Origin of the sequence: Pseudomonas sp. W2Jun17 (genome assembly GCF_023127795.1) — a bacterium.
GTDB lineage: Bacteria > Pseudomonadota > Gammaproteobacteria > Pseudomonadales > Pseudomonadaceae > Aquipseudomonas > Aquipseudomonas synxantha_A.
In genome coordinates this window covers 158,576-174,100 of sequence record NZ_SPKO01000036.1, presented here as the reverse complement: position 1 = coordinate 174,100, position 15,525 = coordinate 158,576, and the positions used below count along the sequence as shown (strand labels likewise).

12 protein-coding genes and 1 riboswitch are annotated in these 15,525 nt (G+C 62.2%); of the genes, 10 read left to right on the top strand and 2 right to left on the bottom strand.

Annotation, left to right across the window (positions count from 1 at the left end):
- Positions 1–56 precede the first annotated feature (56 nt).
- Entirely contained in the window at positions 57–626 is a 570-nt protein-coding gene (locus E4O98_RS23505; protein WP_248136370.1) for a hypothetical protein, read from the bottom strand.
- Positions 627–890: 264 nt separating this feature from the next.
- A riboswitch (cobalamin riboswitch) is annotated at positions 891–1,091 on the top strand.
- Positions 1,092–1,182: 91 nt separating this feature from the next.
- Here E4O98_RS23505 and cobW point away from each other — a divergent pair.
- The 4 genes from cobW to E4O98_RS23485 are packed head-to-tail and all read left to right on the top strand — an operon-like array spanning position 1,183 to position 7,662.
- Positions 1,183–2,244, top strand: coding sequence for a cobalamin biosynthesis protein CobW (cobW, locus tag E4O98_RS23500; protein ID WP_032875935.1), 1,062 nt, complete (start codon positions 1,183–1,185; stop codon positions 2,242–2,244).
- Positions 2,245–2,246: 2 nt separating this feature from the next.
- Complete coding sequence (cobN, locus tag E4O98_RS23495) at positions 2,247–6,008, top strand: cobaltochelatase subunit CobN (protein WP_148853713.1); 3,762 nt, start codon at positions 2,247–2,249, stop codon at positions 6,006–6,008.
- Positions 6,008–7,006, top strand: a complete 999-nt coding sequence (locus E4O98_RS23490) for an AAA family ATPase (RefSeq protein ID WP_148853714.1) — start codon at positions 6,008–6,010, stop codon at positions 7,004–7,006. The genes cobN and E4O98_RS23490 overlap by 1 nt, the downstream gene beginning before the upstream one ends.
- A gap of 53 nt (positions 7,007–7,059) precedes the next feature.
- Positions 7,060–7,662 (top strand): VWA domain-containing protein, encoded by a 603-nt coding sequence (locus E4O98_RS23485; protein ID WP_032880973.1) that lies wholly within the window; start codon positions 7,060–7,062, stop codon positions 7,660–7,662.
- Between the two features lie 114 nt (positions 7,663–7,776).
- On the opposite strand, the gene E4O98_RS23480 is transcribed toward E4O98_RS23485, so the two are convergent.
- Positions 7,777–8,724, bottom strand: coding sequence for a DUF1853 family protein (locus E4O98_RS23480; RefSeq protein ID WP_248136368.1), 948 nt, complete (start codon positions 8,722–8,724; stop codon positions 7,777–7,779).
- Between the two features lie 145 nt (positions 8,725–8,869).
- On the opposite strand from E4O98_RS23480, the gene E4O98_RS23475 reads away from it, so the two are divergent.
- From E4O98_RS23475 to pepN, 6 genes are read left to right on the top strand one after another with little or no spacing between them, the layout of a single operon-like run.
- On the top strand, positions 8,870–9,760 hold the full coding sequence (locus tag E4O98_RS23475) for an NAD(+) kinase (RefSeq protein ID WP_248136366.1): 891 nt from the start codon (positions 8,870–8,872) through the stop codon (positions 9,758–9,760).
- The gene (locus E4O98_RS23470) at positions 9,757–10,731 is read left to right on the top strand and encodes a metallophosphoesterase (RefSeq protein ID WP_164699547.1); all 975 of its coding nucleotides are present in this window, start codon (positions 9,757–9,759) and stop codon (positions 10,729–10,731) included. Before E4O98_RS23475 ends, E4O98_RS23470 begins: the two co-directional genes overlap by 4 nt.
- Positions 10,728–11,597: a rhomboid family intramembrane serine protease gene (locus E4O98_RS23465; protein WP_032875921.1), complete on the top strand. Its 870-nt coding sequence runs from the start codon at positions 10,728–10,730 to the stop codon at positions 11,595–11,597. Before E4O98_RS23470 ends, E4O98_RS23465 begins: the two co-directional genes overlap by 4 nt.
- A gap of 14 nt (positions 11,598–11,611) precedes the next feature.
- A complete protein-coding gene (locus tag E4O98_RS23460; RefSeq protein WP_005788688.1) occupies positions 11,612–11,872 on the top strand; it encodes a DUF1315 family protein in 261 nt (86 codons plus the stop codon).
- Complete coding sequence (locus E4O98_RS23455; protein ID WP_005788687.1) at positions 11,869–12,699, top strand: DUF2797 domain-containing protein; 831 nt, start codon at positions 11,869–11,871, stop codon at positions 12,697–12,699. Before E4O98_RS23460 ends, E4O98_RS23455 begins: the two co-directional genes overlap by 4 nt.
- 13 nt (positions 12,700–12,712) lie before the next feature.
- Complete coding sequence (pepN, locus tag E4O98_RS23450; protein ID WP_032875918.1) at positions 12,713–15,370, top strand: aminopeptidase N; 2,658 nt, start codon at positions 12,713–12,715, stop codon at positions 15,368–15,370.
- Positions 15,371–15,525: the final 155 nt, after the last annotated feature.

Sequence of the window (15,525 nt, the reverse complement as noted above, 5' to 3'; positions counted from 1 at the left end):
AAACCTTGCCATCTTGTATCAAGCACCGCCGACTGTGTTGTATCTGACCGAACTAATCAGGTGAGTCGGTAATCCAGCAAAATCGCAAAGTGCTCTCCCATATAAGTTGGCTTTGTTAACATGTGCTCGATGTTTTCAATATCAAATCTCCCATCTTCCGCGCCGGGCCGGCCATGGTCACCAATTCCGATATCTAACTCACGAAGTACCCGAGGGTTCTGCAGGAGTATTTTGGCATAGAGGGTTGCCTCGGCGGAAAAAGCTCTGGTGGTTGGTATTTGACCTGCCGCTTCTTTCAATTCGTTAAAGTTTACAAATCGGTCGTTTTCGCCTGCGGCGTACTCACGAAAGTGCTTTTTTATCCCATTTATCAGATCGTCTTGGAAGCAATGGAGTAGGGGGCCAAGTTTGCTGATCCCTTGTTCCACAAGGCTGCTCATAAGCGGCTCTGATCGTTTGAATCGCGGTAAGTTGCCGCGAGCGTTCAGGGCTGCGGGAGGGTTGTCCTGAGAATCCAGCGGCGCACGCCCAACAGCGTCAGCACTGACGGGCTGTTTGTTATTGATTGCACCCGTATTGTTAAAAAGAGCGAGGGGGGTGGGCGCGTTAGAAGTCGATATCAGCATGATTCATTCCTGAAGCCAATGGATTAAAATTCGCCACATTTCAAAAACACTCCGCTAATTGCGAAATGGCAGGAGTCTCTGTATGAAATGAGCACTGCTGCGTGGTGTCGTTCTGCGCGTCCGTTCCGTATTGAATATGACATCATATTGCAGGGCGCTTTTGCGGGATCGGCGCAAGCCTTACAAAGACTGAGTTGGTCAAGGCACAGGCTGGGTAAGTTTATGCTTTAGGCGGCGCGACATTGACCCGCTCCGTTGCACTGCGTAGCCTTGCACCCTCGAGGTTCTTCGGCCCAGGTCGGAGCTAAGAAGGGAACGCGGTTCAAGCCGCGGCTGCCCCCGCAACTGTGAAGGGTTCAGTTGACTGCCACGCCACTGCCGAGACGGCGGGAAGGCGCAGTCAGCGTTGGTCACAAGACCTGCACGCCCCAAGCCAGGAGACCTGCCTCGTCACCGATTTTCCAATTCAACCGGGCGGGGTGATCCGGTGACGAAATCCGCTGCTGCGCGCGCCGCAGGGCCTGTCGTCCCGTATGCCCGCCCCAAAGGGCATCCGATGAAAACACTGGCCAAACTCCCCGTCACCATCGTTACCGGCTTCCTCGGCTCGGGCAAGACCACGTTGCTGCGCCACATGCTCGATAACGCCCAGGGCCGTCGCATAGCCGTGATCGTCAACGAGTTCGGCGAACTGGGCATTGACGGCGAAATCCTCAAGCAATGCTCCATCGGGTGTACCGAAGAAGAAGCCAACGGCCGCGTGTACGAACTGGCCAACGGCTGCCTGTGCTGCACCGTGCAGGAAGAGTTCTTCCCGGTGATGCGCGAACTGGTCGCCCGTCGTGGTGACCTTGACCATATCCTGATCGAAACCTCGGGGCTGGCCTTGCCAAAACCCTTGGTGCAAGCGTTCCAGTGGCCGGAAATCCGCAGCGCCTGCACGGTTGACGCGGTGATCACGGTGGTCGACAGCCCGGCCGTGGCCGCCGGCACTTTCGCTGCGTTCCCGGATCAAGTCGACGCCCAGCGCAAACTGGACCCGAACCTGGACCACGAGTCGCCTTTGCACGAGCTGTTCGCCGACCAACTGGCCAGCGCCGACCTGGTGATCCTCAACAAAGCCGACCTGATCAGCACCGAAGACCTGGCCCGCGTGCGCCTGGAAGTGGCCGAGGAGCTGCCGCCGGCGGTTAAGATCATCGAAGCCAGCAGCGGTCGCCTGCCATTGGACGTGCTGATCGGCCTGGGTGCCGGCTCCGAAGAGCATATCGACGCTCGCCACAGCCATCACGATCATCACCATGAAGGCGAAGACGACCACGATCACGATGCTTTCGACTCCATCTCCATCGACCTGCCTCAAGCCGACGAAGCACTGTTGCTGGACGCCCTGACCCAATTGGTGGTGCAACACGGCATTTTGCGCGTCAAAGGCTTTGCTGCTATCCCGAACAAGCCGATGCGCCTGCTGATCCAGGGCGTGGGCACACGCTTTGACAAGCACTTCGACCGTGCCTGGGGTGCCGATGAAGCGCGTATCACGCGCCTGGTGCTGATCGGTCAGGAGCTGGACGCCGCTGGCCTTGAAGCGCAATTGCGCGCTGCCCTCAGCGTTTAACCATGCACCTGCTCAGGACCCAACCCGGTGGTTTCGTCGCGGACGACAATATTGCCGACCTTGGCCAAACCCCCGCCGAGCTGGTGATCCTGTGCAGCGGTGACTCCAGCCTGGCGCTGCTGGCCGAAGCCGCCCAGCAGTTGCCCGAGGATTACCCCAGCCTGCGCCTGGCCAACCCGATGCAGGTGCAGAACCACGCCTCGGTCGACCTGTACGTCGATGAGGTGTTGCGTCACGCCAAGGTCATCCTGATTTCCTTGCATGGCGGCATTGGTTATTGGCGCTACGGCATCGAGCGCCTGGTGGAGTTGGCCGAGCGTGGCGTCACGTTGATCCTGGTGCCGGGGGATGATCGTCCAGACCCGGAACTCAGCGGCCTGAGCACTGTTGCTGCTGAACAGCGCGAGCGTCTGTGGCACTTTTTGCGCCAGGGCGGCCTTGGCAATGCGTTGGACTTTTATCACTGCCTGGCCAGCGCCCATCTGGGCCGCGACTATGCCTGGGCCGAGCCACAAACCTTGCCGCGTACGGCGATCTATCACCCGCACAAAGCCAATGCCCGCCTCAATGACTGGCAGGCGGATTGGCGCGCCGACTTTCCCGTGGCCGCGGTGCTGTTCTACCGCTCCCACTTGCAGGCGGCCAATACCGGGTTTATCGATGTGTTCTGCCAGCGCTTGCAGGCAGCGGGCCTGAACCCATTGCCCATCGCAGTGGCCAGTTTGAAAGAGCCCGGTTGCCTCACAGTGGTCGAGGACCTGTTGGACGACGTGCAAGTCGCGGTGATCCTCAACACCACAGGCTTTGCCCAATCCAGCCCCGAAGCGCCGCATCTGCGACCGTTTCGGCGCAACGTCCCGGTGATCCAGGCGATCTGCGCCCAGGATAACCAGCCCGGCTGGGAGGCCAACGAACAGGGGCTCGGCCCCCGCGACCTGGCCATGCATATTGCCTTGCCCGAGCTGGATGGGCGCATCATCAGCCGGCCGATCAGCTTCAAGGACCTGGCCTGGCGCAGCGAGCGCAGCCAGTCTGACGTGGTGTGCTACCGCGCAGCGCCCGAGCGCATGGATTTTGTCGCTGAACTGGCGCGGCGTTGGGTTGACTTGGCCCGGGTGCCGAATGCCGACAAACGCATCGCCCTGATCCTCGCCAACTACCCGACCCGTGACGGTCGCATCGGTAACGGTGTGGGCCTGGACACGCCAGCAGCGGCGCTGAATATCCTGCGGGCCTTGCAGGTTGAAGGCTATCCGGTGGCGCCGGCGCTTGCGGACAGCGGCACCGCACTGATCCACGAGCTGCTCGGCGGTGTCACCAACGACCTCGACAGCCTCGACCAGCGCCCGTGCCATCAAAGCCTGGGCCTGGCCGAGTACCAGGCGTTGTTCGATCGACTGCCCGAGTCCAATCGCCAGGCCGTGCTGGAACGTTGGGGTGCTCCACAAAACGATCCAATGTTCCGCGACGGCCGCATGATGATCGCCGGCCTGCGCCTGGGCCTGACCTTCGTCGGCATCCAGCCTGCCCGGGGTTACCAGGTGGACGCGAGTGCCGTGTACCACGACCCGGACCTGGTGCCGCCCCATGGGTACCTGGCGTTCTATTTCTGGCTGCGTCACACCTACGGCGCACACGGCGTGATTCATGTGGGCAAGCACGGCAACCTGGAGTGGTTGCCGGGCAAGGGCGTGGGCCTGTCGGAAAACTGCTGGCCGGATGCATTGCTGGGGCCGCTGCCGAACATCTACCCGTTTATCGTCAACGACCCGGGCGAGGGTGCCCAGGCCAAGCGGCGTACCCAGGCCGTGATCATCGACCATCTGATGCCACCGTTGACCCGTGCCGAAACCTACGGCCCGTTGCGTAACCTTGAGTTGTTGGCCGACGAGTATTACGAGGCGCAATTGCTCGACCCGCGCCGCGCCCTTGAGTTGCAAAAAGACATTCTCAAGCTGGTGCGCGAAACCCGCATCGACCAGGAGCTGGAGCTGGACAGCGAGACTGACGCCGACATCTGGTTGCCGCGCCTGGACACCTACCTGTGCGATTTGAAGGAGTCGCAGATCCGCGACGGCCTGCATATCTTTGGCGAGTCGCCCGAGGGCCGCTTGCGCATCGACACCTTGCTGGCGTTGCTGCGCATTCCGCGTGGCGATGGCCGTGGCCCGCAATCGAGCCTGTTGCGGGTGCTGGCCAAGGCCTTCGAACTGGGCTTCGATCCGCTCGATTGCGCCTTGGCCGAACCATGGACGGGACGGCGCCCGTTGGTACTGCAAAAGATCGACGGGCAGTTGTGGCGCACCGCCGGCGATACCCGCGAACGCCTGGAGCTTTACGCAACGCGCTTGATCGAGCAGGCGCTGGAAGGCCCTGTCGAGCAGTTGGAAGAGCCTGGCTGGGAGGACGTCAAGTCGGTCGTCGAAAGCCTGCGCATCGTGGTGGCGCCACGCCTGGACGCCTGCGGCCCGGCGGAAATGCGCGGCCTGCTCGATGCCTTGAGCGGGCGCTTCGTCCCGGCAGGGCCCAGCGGTGCGCCCAGTCGCGGACGCCTGGATGTGCTGCCGACCGGGCGTAACTTCTTTACCGTGGACGTACGCAACCTGCCAACCACCACAGCCTGGCGCATCGGTTTCCAATCGGCCAACCTGATTCTGGAACGCCATCTACAGGATCATGGCGATCATTTGCGCCAACTCGGCCTGTCGGTATGGGGCACGGCCACCATGCGCACCGGCGGTGATGATATCGCCCAGGCCATGGCGCTGATGGGCGTGCGCCCGGTATGGGCCACCGGCAGCCAGCGGGTCGACGATTTTGAAATCCTGCCGATCAGCCTGCTGGATCGCCCGCGTGTCGACGTGACCCTGCGCGTGTCCGGCTTCTTCCGCGATGCCTTCGCCAACCTGATCCGCCTGTTCGACGCAGCGGTGCAGGCGGTGGCGGCCCTGGATGAACCGGACGACATGAACCCTTTGGCCGCCAAGGTGCGCAGCGAGCGCCAGGCGCTGGTTGAGTCGGGCCTGAATGCAGAGGCTGCGGCCAAGCAGGCCGGCTGGCGCATCTTCGGCGCCAAACCGGGCGCCTATGGCGCGGGCGTGCAGGGCGCGGTTGACGGGCGCCTGTGGCAGAGCCGCGAGGACTTGGCCGAGGTCTACCTCAACTGGGGCGGCTATGCCTACGGGGGCTCCGATGAAGGCACCGCCGCCCGCGAGCAGTTTGCCCAGCGCCTGAGCCAAGTGCAGGCGGTGTTGCAGAACCAGGACAACCGCGAGCACGACTTGCTCGATTCCAATGATTACTACCAATTCCAGGGCGGTATGCTCGCCGCCGTGGAAACCCTCAGCGGTGACAAGGCCGCCAGTTATCATGGCGACCACAGTCAGCCGGACTTGCCCAGAATCCGCACCTTGAAGGAAGAGCTGAACCGGGTGATCCGCGCCCGCGCCGCCAACCCCAAGTGGATCGAAGGCGTGAAACGCCATGGCTATAAAGGCGCGTTTGAAATGGCCGCGACCGTGGACAACCTGTTCGCTTTCGACGCCACCACCGCGTTGATCGACGACCATCAATATGCACTGCTCGCCGATGCCTACCTGCTGGACCCTGACACCCGGGCGTTTGTGCAGCAGCACAACCCCGATGCCCTGCGCGACATGACCGAGCGTATGCTCGAAGCCCAGCAGCGGGGCATGTGGCAGGCGCCGGGGGCTTATCGCGAAGCACTGGAAAACCTCTTGCTGGATATAGAAGAAGACAGCTGATGACCGAGATTTCCCATTTTCCGCTGTCCGCCGTGGTCGGTGCTGACGACCTGAAACTGGCGCTGTGCCTGACCGCCATCGACCCCCGCATCGGCGGCGTGCTGATCGAAGGCCCGCGAGGCATGGCCAAGTCGACCCTGGCCCGTGGGCTGGCGGACCTCCTCGCCAGTGGCCAGTTCGTGACTTTGCCCCTGGGCGCGACCGAGGAACGCCTGGTCGGCACGTTGGACCTGGAAGCCGCACTGGGCGAAGGCCGTGCACAATTTTCCCCCGGCGTGTTGGCCAAGGCTGACGGCGGCGTGCTGTATGTGGATGAAGTCAACTTGCTGGCCGACCATTTGGTGGACCTGCTGTTGGACGTGGCCGCCAGCGGCACCAACCTGATCGAGCGCGACGGTATTTCCCATCGGCATTCGGCGCGCTTTGTGCTGATCGGCACCATGAACCCGGAGGAGGGGGAGTTGCGCCCGCAGTTGCTCGACCGCTTTGGTTTCAATGTGGCGCTGAGCGGGCAGACCTTGCCCGCCGAACGTGGGCAGATCATTCGTCGTCGTCTGGATTTCGACAGTGATCCGGCGGCCTTCTGCGCGCAGTGGGCCGCGCCGCAAGCCGAGTTGCGCGAACGCTGCACGCAGGCGCGGGCGCGACTCGACAGCATCGACCTGGACGATCACGCGTTGGCGCAGATTACCGAACGCTGCTTTGCCGCAGGCGTGGACGGTATGCGCGCCGACCTGGTCTGGCTGCGTGGTGCCCGGGCCCATGCGGCGTGGCGAGGCGCGTCAGCCATTGCCGAGCAAGACATCGAAGCGGTGGCCGAGTTTGCCTTGCGCCATCGCCGTCAGCAGCAAACGCCCGCGGCCGCACCGCCGAATCAAGGGCAGTCGTCGAAACCGTCTGAAAGCTCGCCCGGCCAAGGCCAATGGGGCGATATGCCTGCGCCGGCCTTGCCCACGGGCGCCCGCCGCGATGTGCCGGCCTGGCCAAAAAAGCCCTAGGCATTCGCCCCCGACCTGACGCGGGGGCGGATGCCCGGCCCCAGGCGGGGCGACTGGACAACGGCAGGCAGGGCAAGGCGCGCAGCGCACAGAAAGGCAGGATCAATTGGCCGGGTACGTTGCTCGGTGGACGGCCACAATGCCGTGATGATCTGCTGTTCCACCTGCGTAGCCGTTCGGCGCCGGAACTGTGGTTGGTAATCGTCGATGCCTCGGCGTCCACCCGGCGCCATCGGGCGTTGACCGATGCCAAGGGTTTGTTGGCTCAGCTGTTCGACGACGCTTATCGGCAACGGGCGCGCATGGCGCTGTTGACGGCCAGCGGATCAGCGCCGAAGTGGCAGGTGCAGGGCTTGAAGGCGGCAAAGGGATTGACGGGTTGGCTGGAGCAGTTAGGCGCCGGTGGCGGTACGCCATTGCTCGCCGCCTTGAGCGAGGCCGGGCAGTGGCTCAAAGCGCGGCGCAAGCGTTACCCGGCGCAGCAACAGCGATTGCTGGTGATCACTGATGGTCGGCTCAAAGCCATTGATGGGTTGCCGCCGTTGGAGTGTCCGGGGTTACTGGTAGACATTGAGCGCGGGCCGATCAGGTTGGGACGGGCTCAGGAGTTGGCGATGGGGTTGCAGTTGGATTATCAGCATATCGATGATGTGTAGTGCCTGGGCAATCGACATCGGGAGCAAGCCCCCTCCCACATTTTTCAGTGCGCCGCACTACCTTGTGGAAGGGGGCTTGCCCCCGATGGCTGCCTTGAATACACCGAGGATTTATCAGCCTGCCCCCGGCACATTCGGCCAAAGATCCGCCACCAGAAACAACCGCTCCGCTTCCTCCCAGTCCTCACCGTTCTGCACCATCCGAACCAGTAACTGCGCCGGTGCCATCGGATCCAGGTCCTTCAGCCAGCTTTGCATCTGCGCTTCACTCAACACTTGATCCGCCGTGTAATGCGCAGGTGCCAACCAGGCGTGGCGGGGCAGGGGTTGCCAGTGGCCGGGTGGGCGGGTGCTGACAAAATCCGACCAGTCACGCTGATGCAACCAGCAACCACGCAGATGCTGCGGGTGGGCGCCGATTGGGGGTTGCGCCGTGCCAGGCCAGGGATAGAGCAGATAACCGCCCAGCCACAAATGCGCATCGAACACCTGGATATCCAGCGCCGCCAAGGCGTCGCGGCTCTCGGCCCGCGCAGAAATCGGCAGTTGATGTTCGGCCAGGTGCGCCAGCTTGCGGTCCAGCCGGTCATGGCAGCCCGGCCCGAGCCATAGCGCGGTGTCCTGGCCATTGCCGTCCTGTGGGCCAAGATAGAGTTTGATCGCCAGTTCCAGATGGTGCACGCCATCGCGGTCGCGTAACAGCATGTCCAGTTCGCCCAGGGTATGCCCGGCGCGGCGGATCGGCAGGTTGGCGGCCAGCAATTCCACACCCGGCGCGTGCTGCACGGCAAACTGCCACAGGCGCTCGTAATAGAGGCCCAGGCGCCGTGTGCGCGACAGGCTGAGCCACTGCTGCAGGGCGCTGCTGTCCTGATCAAGCGCACGCAGCCAATGCTCAAGCCGGTGTGGCGCCTGCGCCCAGTCACTGCCGGCCAGCGGGTGGCGCTGCGGCCACGGCGTTTGCGCCAGCATGGGCGGGGCGAGGATCACCCACGCCAGGTCGCGCACCTCGGGGTGGCGCAATTGGCGGGGCAAGTTGTGCAAGTCAGGGAACACGGTCATGGTCCGAGCATAGCCTTTTCAGCCGGGTGAAGGTGCCTGAGAACCATTGTCATCAAGGCGCGGCGGCGACAAAGGATTTTGCCTGACGCGGCCTTTCGCCCATAATCGTTCTTTTTTGCCGCACCCCAAATCCCGCAGGAGCCCCATGGAGCAATTTCGCAATATCGGCATTATCGGTCGCCTGGGCAGTACCCAGGTGTTGGACACCGTCCGCCGGCTGAAGAAGTTTCTGCTCGAGCGCCACCTGCATGTGATCCTCGAAGACACCATCGCCGAAATCCTCCCGGGCCACGGCCTGCAGACCTCGTCGCGCAAGATGCTCGGCGAGGTCTGCGACATGGTCATCGTGGTCGGCGGCGATGGCAGCCTGCTCGGCGCCGCCCGGGCGCTGGCGCGGCATAACGTGCCGGTGCTGGGGATCAACCGCGGCAGCCTGGGGTTTCTGACCGACATCCGCCCCGATGAGCTGGAAGTCGAAGTGGCCAAGGTGCTCGACGGCCATTACCTGGTGGAAAACCGCTTCCTGCTGCAAGCCGAAGTGCGCCGCCATGGCGAGGCGATCGGCCAGGGCGATGCCCTCAACGATGTGGTGCTGCACCCGGGCAAATCCACGCGGATGATCGAGTTCGAGCTGTATATCGACGGCCAGTTTGTGTGCAGCCAGAAGGCCGACGGCCTGATTGTCGCCACGCCTACCGGCTCCACCGCGTATGCACTATCGGCCGGTGGCCCGATCATGCATCCCAAGCTCGATGCCATTGTGGTCGTGCCGATGTACCCCCATATGTTGTCCAGTCGACCGATTGTGGTCGATGGCAACAGTGAATTGAAAATCGTGGTGTCCAAAGACATGCAGATCTACCCGCAAGTCTCCTGCGACGGGCAGAACCATTTCACCTGCGCCCCCGGTGACACCATCACCGTGAGCAAGAAGGCACAGAAGTTGCGCTTGATCCACCCGCTGGATCACAACTACTACGAAGTGTGCCGTACCAAGTTGGGCTGGGGCAGCCGCTTGGGGGGTGGGGGCGACTGATGCTCGATCCCGCGCGTAGCTACGACCTGATTGGTGACGTGCACGGTTGCGCTCATACCCTTGAGCACTTGCTCGACCAATTGGGTTACCACAAGCAGGGCGGCACCTGGCGCCATCCGTCGCGCATGGCGGTGTTCCTGGGCGATATCATCGACCGTGGCCCACGTATCCGCGAGGCGCTGCATATCGTCCATGATATGACCGAGGCCGGGCAGGCGCTGTGCATCATGGGCAACCATGAGTTCAATGCGCTGGGCTGGACCACTCCGGCACCACCCGGCAGCGGCAGGCAGTTCGTGCGCGAGCACAACCCACGTCATGCGCGGTTGATCCAAGAGACCCTGACCCAGTTCGAGCACCACCCGGCCGACTGGCACGACTTCCTCGGCTGGTTCTACGACATGCCGCTGTTTGTCGATGCCGGGCGTTTTCGCGTGGTGCACGCGTGCTGGGATGAAGGCTTCATCCAGCCATTGCGCGCCACCTTCCCGGATGGCTGCATCGACCAGCACTTCCTGCAAGCCGCCGCCGTACCGGGCAGCTTCGCCTGCAACGCCTTCGATCGGCTGTTGCGCGGCACCGATATGCGCCTGCCCGACGGCCTGACCCTGACCGGCGGCGATGGCTTGACGCGGTCGTTCTTCCGCACCAAGTTCTGGGAAGATGACCCCAAGACCTACGGTGACATCGTGTTCCAGCCCGACGCTTTGCCAGAGCCGGTGGCGCGCACGCCGTTGTCGTCCACCGAAAAGAATTCCCTGCTGCGCTACGGCGTCGACGAGCCGTTGTTGTTCGTCGGCCATTACTGGCGCAGTGGCAAACCGGCGCCGATCCGCCCGAACCTGGCTTGCCTGGACTACAGCGCGGTGCTGTACGGCAAGCTGGTGGCGTATCGACTCGACCAGGAAACCCAACTGGATCCGCGTAAATTTGTATGGGTCGACGTTGAGCGACCCGAGGCCATTCCATGAGTACCGTAGCCGTATTGCGCTTGCCCCTGAGTGTCGACCTGGGTGGTTTCGTCAAGTTGCTGCAACGCATGCAAGTGCCCCATCGCGTCAGTGAAGAGGCGGGTGAGCAAGTGTTGTGGGTGCCTGAAACCATCAGCGATGACGTGCGCGTGTTGTATCAACGCTTTCCTGCCGGCGACCCGGACCAGCAGCTGGATATTCCTGAACAGGCGCCAGTTGCACGGCCAGGTTTCGTCCAGCAGCTGCGTCATAGCCCTGTCACGGCGCTGGTGCTGTTGGCCAGCCTGATTGTCGGCGCCGTGACCCTGCTCGGCGAAAACCTGCAAGCCATGGCCTGGCTGACGTTCCTGCCGTTCCGGGTGCTGGGCGAGTACATCCAGTTCACACCGCTGGCCGACACGCTCGCTTCAGGGCAGTGGTGGCGATTGGTCACGCCGATGCTGATCCACTTCGGCATCCTGCACCTGGCCATGAACGGCATGTGGTACTGGGAGTTGGGCCGGCGCATCGAAGCGCGCCAGGGCAGTATCAACTTGCTGGGGCTGACCCTGTTGTTCAGCCTGGTCTCCAACTACGCGCAATACGCTTATGGCGGCCCTGGCCTGTTCGGTGGCTTGTCCGGTGTGTTGTATGGCCTGCTCGGGCATTGCTGGATCTTTCAACTATTGTCACCCAACCCAGCCTATCGCCTGCCCCGGGGGGTGCTGGTGATGATGCTGGTGTGGCTGCTGCTCTGCCTGTCGGGGCTGGTCTCGATGATCGGCTTCGGCCAAATCGCCAACGCGGCCCATGTCGGCGGCCTGGTTATCGGTTGCCTCACCGGTTTGCTCGGCGGGCTGTACAACCGTCGCAAATCGTCTATTTGATAAGGAAGAGCCGAATGTCCTCTTTTGCTGAAATGATCGAAAACATCACCCCCGATATCTACGAAAGCCTCAAGCTCGCCGTGGAAATCGGCAAATGGTCCGATGGCCGCAAGCTCACCGCCGAACAGCGCGAATTGTCCCTGCAAGCGATGATCGCCTGGGAGATCCAGAACCTGCCCGAAGAGCAGCGTACCGGCTATATGGGCCCGCAGGAATGCGCGTCCAAGTCGGAGCCGGTGGCGAACATCCTGTTCAAGTCGGATGCGATCCATTGATTGAAATTGGTCGCGGTGCAGTCAGCAAAATGTCGGCGCAACTTGGTGAGCCGACCGTTCAATATGCGTTTCGCCTGGGCGATGTCGAGGTGCCGGTCAATCCGATGATCGGCACCCATGTGCGCCTGGAGTACCTGGGTGCCATTCATTGCAGCCATTGCGGGCGCAAGACCAAGACCAGCTTCAGTCAAGGGTATTGCTACCCGTGCATGACCAAGCTGGCCCAGTGTGACCTGTGCATCATGAGCCCCGAGCGTTGCCATTACGACGCCGGCACCTGCCGTGATCCAGGCTGGGGCGAAAAATTCTGCATGACCGACCATGTGGTGTACCTGGCCAATTCGTCGGGGGTCAAGGTCGGCATTACTCGCGCTACTCAACTGCCCACCCGCTGGCTGGACCAGGGTGCCAGCCAGGCATTGCCGATCATGCGCGTGTCGACTCGCCAGCAGTCCGGCTTCGTCGAAGACCTGTTCCGCAGCCAGGTGGCCGACAAGACCAACTGGCGCGCCTTGCTCAAGGGCGACGCGCAATCGGTGGACCTCAAGCAGGTGCGCGATGAGCTGTTCGCCTCCTGCGCCGAAGGCTTGCTGGGTTTGCAGGAACGCTTTGGCCTGCAAGCCATCCAAACCATTGCCGACATCGAGCCGATTGAAATCCGCTACCCGGTCGAGCAGTATCCGACCAAGATCGTCAGCTTCAACCTGGACAAGAACCCGATTGCCGAAGGCACGCTGCTGGGGATCAAGGGCCAATACCTGATCTTCGATACCGGCGTCATCAATATTCGTAAATACACGGCCTACCAGCTCGCCGTGCATCAGTAGAAGGATCCCAAGCATGCGCACCGAACAACCGAAGATGATTTACCTTAAGGACTATCAGGCGCCGGACTACCTGATCGACGAGACGCACCTGACCTTCGAGTTGTTCGAGGACCACAGCCTGGTCCACGCGCAGCTGGTGCTGCGCCGCAACCCCGAGCGCGGCGCCGGTTTGCCGCCCTTGGTACTCGACGGCCAGCAACTTGAGCTGTTGAGCGTCAACCTGGCCGACCGGCCGCTGACGGACGCTGACTACCAGTTGACCGACAGCCACCTGACCGTGCAGCCAAAGAGTGAGACCTTCACCCTCGACACCACCGTCAAGATCCATCCGGAAACCAACACTGCCCTGGAAGGTTTGTACAAATCCAGCGGTATGTTCTGCACCCAGTGCGAGGCCGAGGGCTTTCGCAAGATCACTTACTACCTCGACCGCCCGGACGTAATGAGCGTGTTCACCACCACGGTGATCGCCGAGCAGCATAGCTACCCGGTGCTGTTGTCCAACGGCAATCCGATTGCCAGTGGCCCTGGCGAAGACGGCCGGCACTGGGCGACCTGGGAAGATCCGTTCAAGAAGCCGGCGTACCTGTTTGCGCTGGTGGCCGGTGACCTGTGGTGCGTCGAAGACAGCTTCACCACCATGACCCATCGCGAAGTCGCGTTGCGCATCTACGTCGAGCCGGAAAACATCGACAAGTGCCAGCACGCCATGACCAGCCTGAAGAAATCAATGCGCTGGGACGAAGAAACCTACGGCCGCGAGTACGACCTGGATATCTTCATGATCGTGGCGGTCAACGATTTCAACATGGGCGCCATGGAGAACAAGGGCCTCAATATCTTCAACTCCAGCGCCGTGCTGGCCCGCGCCGAAACCGCTACCGACGCCGCCCATCAGCGCGTCGAAGCCATCGTCGCCCACGAATACTTCCACAACTGGTCGGGCAACCGCGTGACCTGCCGCGACTGGTTCCAGTTGTCGCTCAAGGAAGGCTTCACCGTGTTCCGTGATTCGGGCTTCTCCGCCGACATGAACTCGGCCACGGTCAAGCGCATTCAGGATGTGGCCTATCTGCGTACGCACCAGTTCGCCGAAGACGCTGGCCCTATGGCCCACGCGGTGCGCCCGGACAGCTTTATCGAGATCTCCAACTTCTACACCCTGACCGTTTACGAAAAGGGCTCGGAAGTAGTCGGCATGATCCACACCTTGCTCGGCGCCGAAGGCTTCCGCAAAGGCAGTGACCTGTACTTCGAACGCCATGACGGTCAGGCCGTGACCTGCGACGACTTTATCAAGGCCATGGAAGACGCCAATGGCGCCGACCTCAGCCAGTTCAAACGCTGGTACAGCCAGGCGGGTACGCCACGCTTGGCGGTGAGCGAGTCCTACGACGCGGCGGCCAGGACCTACAGCCTGACCTTCCGCCAGAGCTGCCCGCCAACGCCGGACAAGGTCGAAAAACTGCCGTTCGTGATCCCGGTGGAATTGGGCCTGCTGGACGGGCAGGGCGCCGCAATCAACTTGCGCCTGGCCGGTGAGGCTACAGCTGCAGGCACCTCACGAGTGATCTCGGTGACTGAAGCCGAGCAGACGTTCACCTTCGTCGATGTCGCTGAAAAGCCGTTGCCTTCGCTGTTGCGTGGGTTTTCGGCGCCGGTGAAATTGAGCTTCCCGTATAACCGCGATCAGTTGATGTTCCTGATGCAGCACGACAGCGACGGCTTCAACCGCTGGGATGCCGGCCAGCAGCTGTCGGTGCAGGTGTTGCAGGAACTGATCGCCCAGCATCAGGCAGGCCAGCCGCTGAAGCTGGACCAGCGCCTGATCGATGCGCTGCGCACGGTATTGAGCGACGAAAGTCTCGACCAGGCCATGGTCGCGGAAATGCTCTCGCTGCCAAGTGAAGCCTACCTGACGGAAATCAGCGAAGTGGCGGATGTGGATGCGATCCACGCGGCCCGTGAATATGCCCGCAAGCAACTGGCCGAGAACCTGTTCGAAGGCTTATGGCTGCGCTACCAGGCCAATCGTGAGCTGTCCAAGCAAACGCCGTACGTGGCAGAGGCCGAGCACTTTGCCCGCCGTGCCTTGCAGAACATCGCGTTGTCGTACCTGATGCTCAGCGGCAAGCCAGAAGTATTGGCGGCCACCCTGGATCAGTTCGACACCAGCGATAACATGACCGAACGCCTGACGGCCCTTGCGGTGCTGGTGAACTCGCCGTTCGAAGCGGAAAAGGCCCAGGCGCTGGCGGTGTTTGCCGAGAACTTCAAGGACAACCCGTTGGTCATGGACCAGTGGTTCAGTGTTCAGGCCGGCAGCACGTTGCCGGGCGGGCTGGCGCGGGTCAAGGCGTTGATGGAACACCCGGCGTTCACCATCAAGAACCCGAACAAGGTGCGCGCCTTGATCGGCGCATTCGCCGGCCAGAATCTGGTCAACTTCCATGCGGCGGATGGTTCGGGTTATCGCTTCCTGGCGGATCTGGTGATCGAGCTCAACACCTTGAACCCGCAGATCGCCTCGCGCCAACTGGCGCCGCTGACGCGCTGGCGCAAGTATGACAGCGCACGCCAGGCGCTGATGAAGGCGCAACTGGAGCGCATTCTCGCGTGTGGCGAGCTGTCCAGCGATGTGTATGAGGTGGTCAGCAAGAGCCTGGCGTAACGTTTTCTGCCTGATGTTCCGGGGGCAAAATGTGGGAGCGGGCTTGCTCGCGAAGGCGGCCAGGCAGCCGACACAGTTATACCGAGTACATATCCATTGCTGCGGTAACGGCTGATATTGGTTCCGCTTTTACAGCGGGTCACTTTTGGAAAAGC